This is a genomic window from Devosia sp. ZB163 (assembly GCF_028613635.1).
In the GTDB taxonomy this organism is placed as follows: domain Bacteria; phylum Pseudomonadota; class Alphaproteobacteria; order Rhizobiales; family Devosiaceae; genus Devosia_A.
Map to the genome: position 1 here is coordinate 373,330 of NZ_JAQRMY010000002.1, position 11,954 is coordinate 385,283.

Sequence of the window (11,954 nt, forward strand, 5' to 3'; positions counted from 1 at the left end):
GCTTGCGCGCTCGTTGGCGGCATTCAGCGTACACATGGCAAAATCGACGGGTAGCCGATTAATCGGTGCGCCTGCCGGGACTGCATCTGCGTCGGCGCAGCTTCAACATGGATGGTAACACCCTTGATTTGCGGGGTGTCGTTGACCTGTTGCAGCGCAGGCTCGGTTTCATTGCGTTGGTCATTGCGCTGACGCTCGGCGTAACTGGGTTGGCGCTCCTGGCGATAACGCCGATCTATTCGGCAACTGCGCTGATGCTCGTCGACCCCAGCAAGAAGAACCTGCTCGATCCCGACGCTCAGGTCGCCTCATCCGCCTCCGATACCATGCGGGTCGATGGCGAAGTCGAGCTGGCGAAGTCGGAGACGACGCTGCTGGCGGCTGCCGAGGAGCTGGACCTTGCCGACGACCCCGAGTTCGGCCTCGAACTCTCCACATGGGACAAGCTGCTGACCTTCGCCCGGCTGGCATCACCCGGCCTGCCCACCGGCGACGAGGCGCTCGCCGAAATCATGGGCAACCTGCGCGCCGCGGTTTCGGTTCAGCGCCGTGGCCTCACCTTCCTCATCGCAGTCACGGGCCGTTCTACCCGTCCCGAGTTCGCCGCCACGCTCGCCAACACGGTCGCCCGCACCTACATCGCCGAGCAGCTTCGGGCCAAGATCGATGCAACCCTCGCCTCGGCCAGCGTGCTGGGCAGCCGCGTCGACGAGGCCGGCGCCGTTGTCGCCCGGTCGGAGCAGGAGTTCGACCAGTTCATCGACGCCAACGTCGCCTCGCTCCAGGGGCCTGCCGGCAGCACGGAACTGCTGGACCTGCGCAAGCGGATCGCGGAGCTCGATGCTGAGCGGGCCAAGTCATCGGTCACCATGGGCAGCGTCGAGCAGAGCCGCGCGCGACGCGACTGGCGCGCGCTCGCCGACAGGCTTGGGGATGCAGCGATCGCCAACCTCGCAAGCGAGCGTTTAGCGTTGCTGGGGATGGTCGATGGTGCGGCTGCGGGCAGCCCCACAGAGGTCGACCTGCGCAACAAGCTCCGGCAACTTGACGAGCAACTGAATACCGCCGCCGAGCGAGCAGTCTCCGGACTGAGGGGCGAACTGTCGGCTTCTGAGGCCCGCCTCGCGGAACTTCGCAACCAGATGCGGGCCGCCGTCCTCGCCAGCAACCTTCCTCCGGCGATGCTGGCGGGCATCTACAAGCTGCAGCAGAACGCCGAGATTGCGCGTGCGCAGTACCAGACGCTGCTCACCCGCCAGAAGGACCTCGACACGCAGGCTCATCTGCAGGTGGCCGACAGCCGGCTCGTCTCCGAGGCCACGACGCCGCAGCGCCCGTCCTTTCCCAATCACGGCCTTGTCCTCCTGCTGGCCGCACTTGCGGGCTGCGGCCTCGGGGTTGGACTTGCCTTTCTGATCGAGAACTACGTCGGTGGCTTCGCCAGCCAGGGCCAGCTCGAGGCTTTCCTCAAGACCCCGGTAGCTGCCGTGCTGCCAAGGCTCCCGGCGCCTCCTGTCGATGGAAGTCCGATTGCCGACGCGCTGGTCGCTTCGCCGCTTTCGATGTTCTCGGAGACGGTTCGACGGGCCCGCATCGGTATCGATCAGGCCATTCGCAGGCGCAATGCCGGGACAGAGGTTGAGGGGAGCGTCATCCTCGTGACGTCCGCTGCCCCCGCCGAGGGCAAGACCACTGTGGCACTCTCGCTGGCCCGCGCCTATGCACTCGCTGGCGTGTCCACGCTTCTCATCGACTGCGATCTGCGCAAGCCCAGCGTCCACCGGCAGTTGGGTATCGAACCGTCCGAGGGCCTGCTTGACTACCTCCAGGGCACGAATCCGGCCGATCTGCGCTCGATCCTCGCGCTGGATGCGGGCAGTGGCGCGCGCGTCATCGTCGGGTCGCGCCGTAGCCACGTCGCCACCGATCGCCTCGTCGCCGGCAAGACCTTCGCGCGGCTGATCGCCGCCGCGCGCCAGAGCTTCGACATCGTGGTGCTCGACACCCCGCCGGTGGGTGTCGCTGTCGATGGGCTCTACCTTGCAGGCATGGCGGATGCTATCGCCTTCGTAGTGAAGTTCTCGAGTACGCCGCAGCAGGAAGTGAAGACGGCGCTATCTGCGCTCGTCGGCGCCAAACCCGGGGACGTCCCGATTCTCACCGTCCTGAACCAGCAAACCAGAAGTCCCGCCGCCTATGGCAGCAAATATGCGGGATACTACGCCGAGGCCTAAAAGCGATGACCGAAGCCAACCCGATCGTACCGGTAGTTCTGGCAGGAGGGCAGGGGACCAGGCTATGGCCGATGTCGCGTGCCTCGCGCCCCAAGCAGTTCCTTCCGCTGACCGGTCCGACCTCGTTGTATCAACAGACCCTGCTGCGCGTGGCGGATGCGTCGCGCTATGCGCCGGCGGTGGTCATCACCAATTCCGAGTATCGCTTCCTTGTCGCCGAGCAGGCCCAGGAGGTTGGCGTCGCTACTGCCGCGGTGCTGCTCGAGCCGGTGGCCCGCAACACGGCCGCCGCCATCGCTGCCGCTGCTCTCCACGCGCGTGCCGCTTTTGGCCCCGGTGCGCTGATCCACGTCCTCGCGTCGGACCACGCCGTCGTCGTCGATGACAACTACTGGTGGAGCGTCGATGCCGCGGCAGCCGCCGCAAAGGCGGGCCGGCTGGTGACCTTCGGAATCACACCGACCGCGCCGGAGACCGGCTACGGCTACATCGAGGCCGGTGCAGAACTCGGCAACGGTGAGCGGGCTGTTGCGCGCTTCGTCGAAAAGCCCGATCGCGCCACGGCGGAGCGAATGCTGTCGGCCGGCGGCTACTACTGGAACTCAGGTACATTCCTGCTCGGCGTCGAGAGCTTCCTCGCCGAGGTCCAGACCCTCGCTCCCGAGACCTTCGCCGCGGCCCAGGCCGCAGTCGCATCTGCCACGGTCGACCTGGATTTTATCCGCCTCGACGAGGCCGGCTTCGCCAGTGCTCCCAATATCTCGGTCGACTACGCCATCTTCGAGAAATCGAAGAAGGTCGCCATGGTGCCGGTGACCTACGCGTGGTCGGACCTGGGCGCCTGGGACGCCGTGTGGAAAGCCTCGCACAAGGACGATGCCGGCAACGTCGTCATCAACGGCAACGCGACGCTATCCGACACCCGCAACTCGCTGGTCGTCTCCGAAAAGGCGCACATCGCCGTCGAGGGGCTGGACGATGTCGCCATCATCGCCTCGGAAGATGCGATCTATGTCGGCAAGCTCTCCGAGGCCCAGCGCGTCGGCCCCATGGTCAAGGCGCTCCGCGCCAACAAGGCGACCCAGGGCCTCACCGAGATTCACCGCACGGCCTATCGGCCCTGGGGCGGCTACTCCTCTGTCCTCAGCGGCGACCGCTTCCAGGTGAAGCGCCTTTTCGTCAAGCCGGGCAAGAAGCTTAGCCTCCAGAAGCACCATCATCGCGCCGAGCACTGGGTTGTCGTCACCGGCACCGCCGAAGTGACGATCGACGGCAAGGTGACTATGCTCACAGAGAACGAGTCGATTTACCTGCCGCTCGGTTCTGTCCACCGGCTCGCAAACCCGGGCAAGATCCTGCTCGAGCTCATCGAGGTGCAGACCGGCTCCTATCTCGGTGAGGACGACATCATCCGCATCGAGGACGAGTTCGGGCGCGCCTGAGCGGCCTTTATCCCCGCGCTCGACACGCGGACTTAGTCTCAGGCTCCAACTTCAACTGGAGCCTGAGCATGACTGAAAGATACCAGGGCCGCGCCGAAGATATCGCCGCTCCCGCCCGGCGTGGGTTTGCGATCACCGCCAGCGACGTCGCCGACCTCGCTGCCGAGACGCGCGCCGTCTATATCGGCAGCGGCGGCGATCTCGCGGTCGTCCTGTCCTCTGGAGACGAAGTGAGCTTTGCCGGTCTCACTGGCGGCTCGCTGTTGCCGATCCGGGCACGCCGCATCAAATCCACCGGGACGACGGCTACCTTCCTCGTAGGGCTCTACTGAGGAGGGGGGAATGAGCGCATCCGCATCCGCCCTCGGCATCGGTCTCGGCCTGGGGAGACAGACGCCTGGTCGTTCGTGGGTCCGGCCGGGCGCCGTGCTGGACGCCGACTTTGCCGGTGGACGCTTCGCCCATGCCGGCCGCAACCATCCGACGAAACCCGCCTTCCTCGCCGCCGTTGGCGGTGTCGAAGCGACAGGCACCATCGCCATCGGACCCCACGACGTCCCCGGAGCCCCCGAACGCGTGACCAACGGAGACTTCTCGGCCGGGACTGCCGGTTGGACCGCCTTCAACGGGGCGAGTCTCTCCGTCGCGGCCGGGATCATGACTCTCCAGGGTACAGGCAGCGACACGCCGGGCTTCCAGCAGGCGCTGTCCCTCACCAAGGGGCAGGCCTATCGCTTCCGCGGCAAACTGCGGATGAGCAACGGCCAACAGCCGGCGCTGCACGTCACGCGGAACCCGACAAACCTCAGCGGTGCCGCAACGATTCATTCCGACACGCTGACGACGCTGCACGAGGTTACCAGCACGTTCAGCGCCGAGGAGGCCGCGATGTATGTCGGCGGCCGGCAGGCCGCAGTGGCGAGCGTGCTGAGCAGCGAGTTCGATGACCTGTCCGTCCGCGAAGTGCTGCCCTTCGCAGGCTTCGCGCAGGGCGGATTTGCTGCCATCGTCGCCGGTACGATGCCGGCGGCCGCCTCGGGCACGAAGGTGATCCTCGAGGCCAGCGACGGCGCCTGGAGCTACACGAGCTTCACGTCCCACAACTGCGTCCGGCTCGTCTGGGACGCGTCTCGGCGCCTCAGGCTGATCGTCCGGGCCCGCAACACCGAGCAGGCCAACCTCGATCTCGGCGTTGTCGATGTCTCGACCCCGTTCGAAGTGTTGTTCTCGGTAAGGTCGAGTGAGTTCAGGGCAGCATTGCGGATTGGGCCGGTCGTCCAGCACGCGTCGGGCGATCTGCCCGGCATCGCCCGCCTCTATCTCAATCGGCAGAACGAGTCCGGCTCGACGTTCGATGGCACACTTCGGCGCGTCTCGCTCTACGGCTCGGCCTGGAGCGAGACGCAGTTCCTCACTCATCAGGCGGGCACACCTTAACCTTGGTGTGGCCTCCGCCGGGTGCGCAGCAATCGCGCTGGGTTCCCGGCATATACGCCCCAAGGGACCAGGTCGCTGAACGCCACGCCCCGGGCGCCCAGCACAGCTCCCTCACCGATGGTTATGCCGGGCCCGACGAACGCTTCGGCCGCGACCCACGCGTTGCGGCCGATCACGATGGGTGCGGCGATCAACTGGAAGCCCGGATCATCAATGTCGTGCGAGCCGGTACAAAGGTGCGCTCCCTGCGAGACGATAGCCCCGACTCCAAGTGTGATCCGCGCCACCGAGTAGCAGTTCGACCTTGGCCCTAGCACGGCACCGGCCGCCATCGTGAGGTTCGGCGGGTACCAGATGCGAGCGCTGCCATAGACCCGCGCCGTTGGGTGGATGCTCGCCCCGAAGGCACCCAGCACTAGACGCCGCCATGCCGCGAGCGGAGCAGGCGTCCACGCCGCCAGCACGGTCCAGGCAACGCTCCAGACCGTCCTGAACACCCGGTGTCGCAGAGTAAAGCTCGCCGCCCCCGCCGCGATCCCTGAGCCGGGCTCAGTCAGGATATTCAGCTCGGTGCTCACGCCGGCACCGCCGGGGCTTGCGACGACCTGGAGGCGATTGACAGCACGGCGCATGAGAGCAGGGTGCAGGCGCCCAGCAGAACCACCGCTCCGAGCGCGCCGCGCATCGCGATCGGCAACGCCGACATCACCAGGTAGCCAAACACCGGTAGGCCGCCCACCATGGGCTGCACGCGCAGCAGGCTGCGCAGGAGCAGCGCGACGGCGAGGCTACCCGGCGCGACACCGGCGAGGCCGAAGTCCATGTAGAAATCGCCCGCCACCGGCATCGAGAGGTTCGGCGTCCCCACCAGCCCCATGCTGTAGAGGTGGTTGCCGATGTCGAGTCCGCCGACGGTCGGCTTGTCGGGCCACAGTGCCCGCGGCACGAAGCAGAGCAGGATCGCCAGCACCTTGCCGCCGAGCTGGAAGCCGAAGGTCTGGGCGTAGTGCACCCCGTGCAGCAGCGTGTCGAACGCATCGATGTAGGGGAGCTCGGCGAGCGACCCCGGCTCCCGGCCGCTGAACGCGCGCTGAAGATCGGCGCCATAGCGGGTCGTCATGCTCAGCACCGGCATCGCGATCACGATTGCCGTGATGGAGATAGACGCGAACATTGCCGGCCGCCTCAGCCGCGGCAGCAGAACGAGCGCCACCGGCAGCCATGCGCTGATCAGAGCAAAACGCGATGTATTGAGCGGGTTGAAGACGATGCCGAGCATCACCAGGCAGGCAATAAGGCTCAGTGCTTCGCCGGCACCTCGCCGCCCCGTCACGAACGCGGCCGTTTGCATGACTGTCGAGGCGATGAGCAGACCCTGGCCGACCGCAACCAATGGCGAGATCTGCTCCTTGTCGTAGCGGGCCGCGAGGAGGTTGCCGAGGTCGCCGCTGAAGAGCACGGCCAGCACGAACCCGGTCGCCCCGGCAGCAAGAAGCAGGTCGACCCGAGGATGTGTCTCGAGTGCCCTCGACGGTCTTCCCGAATGCGGCAGCAGCACAAAGAGCGCCAGGGTGAAGACGTAGATGGCGGCAAAGGCCGTCAGCACCACCTCCGGCTCGTAGTGGAATGGCGCGCGCCCGGCGTACATGGTGATCGTGCCATCCTGCAGCGCCTGCGCCGGGCGCACCACGAAGAACAACGACACCAGGAACCAGATCATGTCGATCGCGTCGAAGTCCTCGTTGCTGTTCCGGATGGCCGCCAGCAAAGCCAGTAGGGCGACCGGCGCGACGAGCGGGAGAGTGGTCGCATCTTTGACCGTGACCGCGGCGAGCAGGACAAGCCCTGAATGCACCGCAACGCGGGAGAGGCTCATCTGCCACTCACCACTGGGGCGCCCGCATGATCGCGACGCCGGTGCGCGTTGAGGATCGCCTCATACTTGTCGAGTATCGCCCGAGCGATCGCATCCCAGCGGTATTGCTCCGCATGCGCGGTGAGGCAGCGAGACCGTTCGGTCACCACCTCGTCGGGTTCGCCGCAAATCCCCTCGATGATCGGCTCGAGGTCCGAGAAGTCCTGCTTCATCCTCACCGCTGCGCCCTGCTGGATGAGGTCGGGGCAGTTGCAGGCGTCGGTGATTACCGGCAGGCAGCCGGCGCGGAGCGCCTCGAGCACGACCATCGGCTGCCCTTCGTTCCGCGACGGGAGCACCAGTGCCCGCGCTTTGGCGAGCGCCTCATCCTTGGCCGCGCCATAGAGCGGGCCTACGAACTCGATGTTGCCTGCGCCTTCGGCCACGCCTCGTAGTTCACGCTCGTAGGCTGCGTCGCCCCAGCCAGCAATGGTCAAGCAGGCGCCCCGCAGTCGCGGCGAACTTGCCCAGGTCCGCGCCAGTTCCAGCACCTGCTTGGTCGGATGCAGCCGCCCGAGGTACAGAGTTCCTGTCCGGCGGCCAACGGACGGTCGGATCTCTTCCCGGTCGATGCCGTTCGGCTGAACGAAGATGCGGTCGTCCGCAACCGGCGCGAACTGTCGAATGGCTGCCCGCTCGGCCTCGTTCAGTGCGTGAACGTGAGCGTTCCGGAGCAGGGCGCGCTCGAACAGGGCAGCGTGAACCTGCTTGATTGTCCGCCGCCGCCCGACGATCCACGGATTCAGCATGCCGCGTGGCGAGAGGACAACCGGAATGCCCACAGCGCTCAGCAGCCGCCCATAGAGCGACGTCGCCGTCCATACCCCGTGCAGGTGGACGAGGTCGGGCCTGCTCGAGAGCAGGTGCGCGACAGCCGCGGGATGGAATGCATAGACGCTGCGCTGCGGGAAATGGTGCAGCGGCACTTCCCCCCAGACGTGCCGATCTTCCGCGAAATAACCGTCCGCGCCACCTAGCACGGCCACGTCGGCGCCTTGCGACAGTTGGGCCTTCGCCAAGCCGGAAACCGAGTGATATAGGCCGCCCGCCGAGCGCGACAGCGAACTCGAAATGTGCAGCACTCGGGCGCTCACGACACGGGACCCACCGTCGATCCGCCGTCGGTGCACCCGCTCACTTGATCCTCGTCTCCGTCAGGCCTGACGGTAGGTGCTCATCCTGAAGCCGCTCCAGTTCCGCAATGAACCGTCCGAGCACCAGTCGCTTGGCCCAGCGTTCCTCAGCCCGGGCTCGTGCCGCTGTGGCTGCCGCCCGCCAGCGATCGGGGGCGTCGATGAGGTCCGCGATCCCGGCGGCGAACGCCTCGCCGTCGCCCGGCTGCACCACGACCCCGCAGCCCTCGACTTCGCGCGCCAGCCCGCTGCCCGCTGCCGCCGTCGCGACTACCGGCCGGCCGGAGGCCAGCATGTTGGTGAGCTTGCTCGGCATCACGAGATCCGCGGCCCCGGCAAGCTGCGGCAGCAGATGGACGGTCGCCAGCCCCATCAGCTCGCTCAGTCGGTCGCACGACTGGAGATCGCGGAACTGGACGTTCCCGAGCCCTCCGACCAGCCGCTCCAGCCTCCTGCGGTTGGGGCCTTCGCCGCACACCACGAACGTCAGGTCCCGCCGATGGCGCAGCCGCTGCGCCGCCTCGGCAACGATCTCGATGCCCTGTTTCTCCGCGATGTTGCCCGCATAGAGCGCGACATGCGGCGTCGCGATGCCCCAGCGCTCGCGATACGGCGAGGGTCCGGTCAGCGGCCGTACATGGTCTACATCGGCCCAATTGCGGAACTCGATGACCCGATGCTGCGCGATGCCCATGTCGGTCAGCCGGCGGCACATTTCCGGCGATATGCTGCTGAGCCGGTGGAAGCTCTTCATGACTGCCGACTCGAAGCGCCGCGCCAGTCCTGCGACGAGCCCTCGGCCCGCCAGCAGTCCAGTGGCGAAGGCAGCCTCGGTCTCGAAGTCCTGGACGTGCAGCCAGCTCCGTGCCCCGCATACCAGCGCGGCGAGGCGCGCCACGGGCGCCGCGATCAATGAAGGCGCCACGGTCAGGACGACATCGGGCCGCCAGCTCAGCGCCGACCACAGGGTTGGACCGAGCGCCGCAAGGCCGAAGCTTGCGTAGTGGACTACTCGTCGCCATCCGCTTTGCTGGGCCGGGACGTAGTGCGGGACGCGGGTGACAGCCACGCCTCGCTCCATCCGGCTGGCAAAGCGCAGGCCGCCATAGCCCGATGTCACCGACCATGCGGGGTAGTAGGGCTGTCCGGCGATGACGCGCACCTCGTGCCCGGCTCCCACCAGCGCCTCGGCCATGCCTGTCGTGTAGACGGCGATGCCGATCTTTTCGGGCGCGTAGTTGAGGCCGAGCACGAGGATCTTCATGCCGCTTTGCCCCTCGCCTCATGCTCGAGGAACCAACGGTAGGTCTCCTTGATCCCCGCTTCGAGCGGTATCCGTGGCGACCATCCCAATCCCTGGAGCTTGTCAGGGCTCATCAGCTTGCGCGGCGTGCCGTCGGGCTTGCTGAGGTCATGGACGATACGCCCCTCGAACCCCACCACGCGGCAAACCAGTTGGGTCAGCTCGAGTATGCTGACATCGGTGCCCGATCCCACGTTGATGTGCTCGGCCTCCGAGTAGGTCTTCAGCAGGAAGACGAGCGCATCAGCGCAGTCGTCGGCATGCAGGAACTCGCGCCTTGGCGACCCTGTCCCCCACACGGTGACGCTCTCCGCGCCCGCGAGCTTTGCCTCGTGTGCCTTACGGATCAGCGCGGGCAGGACGTGGCTCGACTTCAGGTCGAAGTTGTCGCCGGGACCATAGAGGTTCGTCGGCATGGCCGAGATGTAGTCTCGCCCGTGCTGCTTGCGGAACGCCTGGGCCAGCCTGATCCCGGCGATCTTGGCGGTGGCATACCACTCGTTCGTCGGCTCGAGCGGCCCGGTGAGCAGGCTGTCCTCGCGGATCGGCTGGGACGCCATCCTCGGATAGATGCAACTCGACCCCAGAAAGAGCAGGCGGCCGACATTTCCGTCGTTGGCGGCGCCGATCACGTTCGTCTCGATCAGCAGGTTCTCGTAAAGGAAATCGGCCGGGTAGGTGTCGTTGGCCAGAATTCCGCCAACCTTCGCGGCAGCCAAGACGATGGCGTCGGGCCGCTGGTCGCGGATGAACCGTTCGACGTCCGCTTGGCGGGTAAGGTCGAGTTCGGAGCGGCTGGCTGTGAGAACGGTGCATTCCTCGCTGCCGAGGCGGCGGGCCACCGCCGACCCCACCATGCCGCGATGCCCGGCGACCCAGATACGCTTGCCTTTGAGCGCGTACATCAGGCGTCCTTCGCCACAATTGCCGTCTGCATCGTCTTCAGGTCCTCGCGGACCATCTCGCGCGCCAGTTCCCGTGCGCTCTTCTCGTGGCGCCACCCCAGTTTCCTGAAGGCCTTGGAGGGATCGCCGATCAGCACGTCGACCTCGGTGGGCCGGAAGTATCGGGGATCGACCTCGATCAGGCACTTGCCCGTCCCCTGGTCGTAGCCCTTTTCCTCTACGCCCTCTCCCCGCCATTCGAGGGTGATACCTGCGTCGGCGAAGGCCCACTCAACGAACGTTCGCACTGCCGTCGTCTCGCCGGTCGCGAGCACATAGTCGTCGGGCTCGTCCTGCTGCAGCATCAGCCACATGCCGCGGACATACTCCTCGGCGTGGCCCCAGTCGCGACGGGCATCGAGGTTGCCGAGATAGAGGCGGTCCTGCTTGCCCAGCTTGATAGCGGCCACCGCACGCGTGATCTTGCGGGTCACGAACGTCTCGCCGCGCAGTGGGCTCTCGTGGTTGAACAGGATGCCGTTGCTGGCATGCATGCCATAGGCCTCGCGGTAGTTCACCACGATCCAGTAGGCGTAAAGCTTGGCGGCGCCATAGGGCGAGCGCGGGTAGAAAGGCGTCGTTTCCGTTTGCGGCGTCTCGCGCACGAGGCCGTACAGTTCGGACGTAGAAGCCTGGTAGAAGCGGGTGCTCTTCTCCAGTCCCAGAATACGGATTGCCTCGAGCAGCCGCAGTGGACCAAGGGCATCCGCATTCGCCGTATACTCAGGCGTCTCGAAGCTGACCGCGACATGGCTCTGGGCGGCGAGATTGTAGATCTCGTCCGGCTGAGCCTCCTGCACGATGCGGATCAGGTTCGTCGAATCCGTCATGTCGCCGTGGTGGAGGATAAAGCGCTGATCCTCCACGTGCGGGTCCTCGTAGATATCTTCGATCCGACCCGTGTTGAACGACGAGGACCGGCGCTTGATGCCGTGGACGATGTAGCCCTTGCTGAGCAGCAGCCGGGCAAGATAGGCGCCGTCCTGGCCGGTAACGCCGGTGATCAATGCACGCTTGGTCAAACTTGGAACTCTGAGTGGATTTGCACGGGGATGTCGGTCGGCGCGCCGATACTGGTGCGTACATTGCGGATGGCTGGCTTGACCAGGTCGTCGACGTAGGCACGCGATGGAGAGTGTCGCATGCGGGTTCGAGCCAGGTCCACCGCCTACAGGGTAGGCGACCCCCGATGCAGCGCGGGCACGGCGAGGCGGTCCTCCGCCGCAGTAGTTATTGATGGAGTGTCGGGACGGGACTTTTCTGTGGCTGCCGCGTTGCTTTTGGTCGTGCAGAGGTGGCAGTCTACACGTCGGAACGGCCCAGCGCTGACTGCCCGCTACGATTTGCGCAAAGCTACAACTGCGCTGCCCCAGCTCGCAGGTGCCACTCATGAACTTGCCCCGAACCGATGGCGACTTGAAAAAACAAGGTCGCCCGCCCCCATGAACTTTCGGTTGGCGGGCATTAATGATTAAGTTGCAATTTTCTACAAGTGGAAAGTTGCTCGACTATGCTCCCAGCATCGATTCGGGTCTGCAGTACCGCA

General features: G+C 66.0%; 10 protein-coding genes. 4 read left to right on the top strand and 6 right to left on the bottom strand.

The genetic code is table 11. From position 1 onward, the window contains the following. The first annotated feature begins 107 nt into the window (after window positions 1-107). The 4 genes from PRN20_RS10055 (at window position 108) to PRN20_RS10070 (ending at window position 5,113) form a co-directional block, all read left to right on the top strand. Window positions 108-2,234: a GumC family protein gene (locus PRN20_RS10055; RefSeq protein WP_273957196.1), complete on the top strand. Its 2,127-nt coding sequence runs from the start codon at window positions 108-110 to the stop codon at window positions 2,232-2,234. 5 nt (window positions 2,235-2,239) lie between these two features. Then, a complete protein-coding gene (locus PRN20_RS10060) occupies window positions 2,240-3,676 on the top strand; it encodes a mannose-1-phosphate guanylyltransferase/mannose-6-phosphate isomerase (protein WP_273957197.1) in 1,437 nt (478 codons plus the stop codon). A gap of 68 nt (window positions 3,677-3,744) precedes the next feature. Further along, window positions 3,745-4,008 (top strand): spike base protein, RCAP_Rcc01079 family, encoded by a 264-nt coding sequence (locus tag PRN20_RS10065; protein ID WP_273957198.1) that lies wholly within the window; start codon window positions 3,745-3,747, stop codon window positions 4,006-4,008. Window positions 4,009-4,018: 10 nt separating this feature from the next. Then, on the top strand, window positions 4,019-5,113 hold the full coding sequence (locus tag PRN20_RS10070; protein ID WP_273957199.1) for a hypothetical protein: 1,095 nt from the start codon (window positions 4,019-4,021) through the stop codon (window positions 5,111-5,113). On the opposite strand, the gene PRN20_RS10075 is transcribed toward PRN20_RS10070, so the two are convergent. The 6 genes from PRN20_RS10075 to gmd are packed head-to-tail and all read right to left on the bottom strand — an operon-like array spanning window position 5,110 to window position 11,430. Further along, entirely contained in the window at window positions 5,110-5,691 is a 582-nt protein-coding gene (locus PRN20_RS10075; protein WP_273957200.1) for a putative colanic acid biosynthesis acetyltransferase, read from the bottom strand. The two genes, PRN20_RS10070 and PRN20_RS10075, sit on opposite strands and share 4 nt — an antisense overlap. After that, window positions 5,688-6,989, bottom strand: a complete 1,302-nt coding sequence (locus PRN20_RS10080; RefSeq protein ID WP_273957201.1) for a hypothetical protein — start codon at window positions 6,987-6,989, stop codon at window positions 5,688-5,690. Before PRN20_RS10080 ends, PRN20_RS10075 begins: the two co-directional genes overlap by 4 nt. Continuing rightward, on the bottom strand, window positions 6,986-8,158 hold the full coding sequence (locus PRN20_RS10085; protein WP_337956240.1) for a glycosyltransferase: 1,173 nt from the start codon (window positions 8,156-8,158) through the stop codon (window positions 6,986-6,988). The genes PRN20_RS10080 and PRN20_RS10085 overlap by 4 nt, the downstream gene beginning before the upstream one ends. A 4-nt stretch (window positions 8,159-8,162) precedes the next feature. Then, window positions 8,163-9,425 (bottom strand): WcaI family glycosyltransferase, encoded by a 1,263-nt coding sequence (locus PRN20_RS10090; RefSeq protein WP_273957203.1) that lies wholly within the window; start codon window positions 9,423-9,425, stop codon window positions 8,163-8,165. Continuing rightward, window positions 9,422-10,369, bottom strand: a complete 948-nt coding sequence (fcl, locus tag PRN20_RS10095) for a GDP-L-fucose synthase (RefSeq protein WP_273957204.1) — start codon at window positions 10,367-10,369, stop codon at window positions 9,422-9,424. The genes PRN20_RS10090 and fcl overlap by 4 nt, the downstream gene beginning before the upstream one ends. After that, on the bottom strand, window positions 10,369-11,430 hold the full coding sequence (gene gmd, locus PRN20_RS10100) for a GDP-mannose 4,6-dehydratase (RefSeq protein ID WP_273957205.1): 1,062 nt from the start codon (window positions 11,428-11,430) through the stop codon (window positions 10,369-10,371). Before gmd ends, fcl begins: the two co-directional genes overlap by 1 nt. Between the last annotated feature and the right edge of the window lie 524 nt (window positions 11,431-11,954).

What these genes read in the sequence shown, in the direction of transcription:
- PRN20_RS10055 (WP_273957196.1), top strand. Translation starts at nt 108, where the DNA reads ATGGATGGTAACACCCTTGATTTGCGGGGTGTCGTTGACCTGTTGCAG.
- PRN20_RS10060 (WP_273957197.1), top strand. Translation starts at nt 2,240, where the DNA reads ATGACCGAAGCCAACCCGATCGTACCGGTAGTTCTGGCAGGAGGGCAG.
- PRN20_RS10065 (WP_273957198.1), top strand. Translation starts at nt 3,745, where the DNA reads ATGACTGAAAGATACCAGGGCCGCGCCGAAGATATCGCCGCTCCCGCC.
- PRN20_RS10070 (WP_273957199.1), top strand. Translation starts at nt 4,019, where the DNA reads ATGAGCGCATCCGCATCCGCCCTCGGCATCGGTCTCGGCCTGGGGAGA.
- PRN20_RS10080 (WP_273957201.1), bottom strand. Translation starts at nt 6,989, where the DNA reads ATGAGCCTCTCCCGCGTTGCGGTGCATTCAGGGCTTGTCCTGCTCGCC.
- PRN20_RS10090 (WP_273957203.1), bottom strand. Translation starts at nt 9,425, where the DNA reads ATGAAGATCCTCGTGCTCGGCCTCAACTACGCGCCCGAAAAGATCGGC.
- fcl (WP_273957204.1), bottom strand. Translation starts at nt 10,369, where the DNA reads ATGTACGCGCTCAAAGGCAAGCGTATCTGGGTCGCCGGGCATCGCGGC.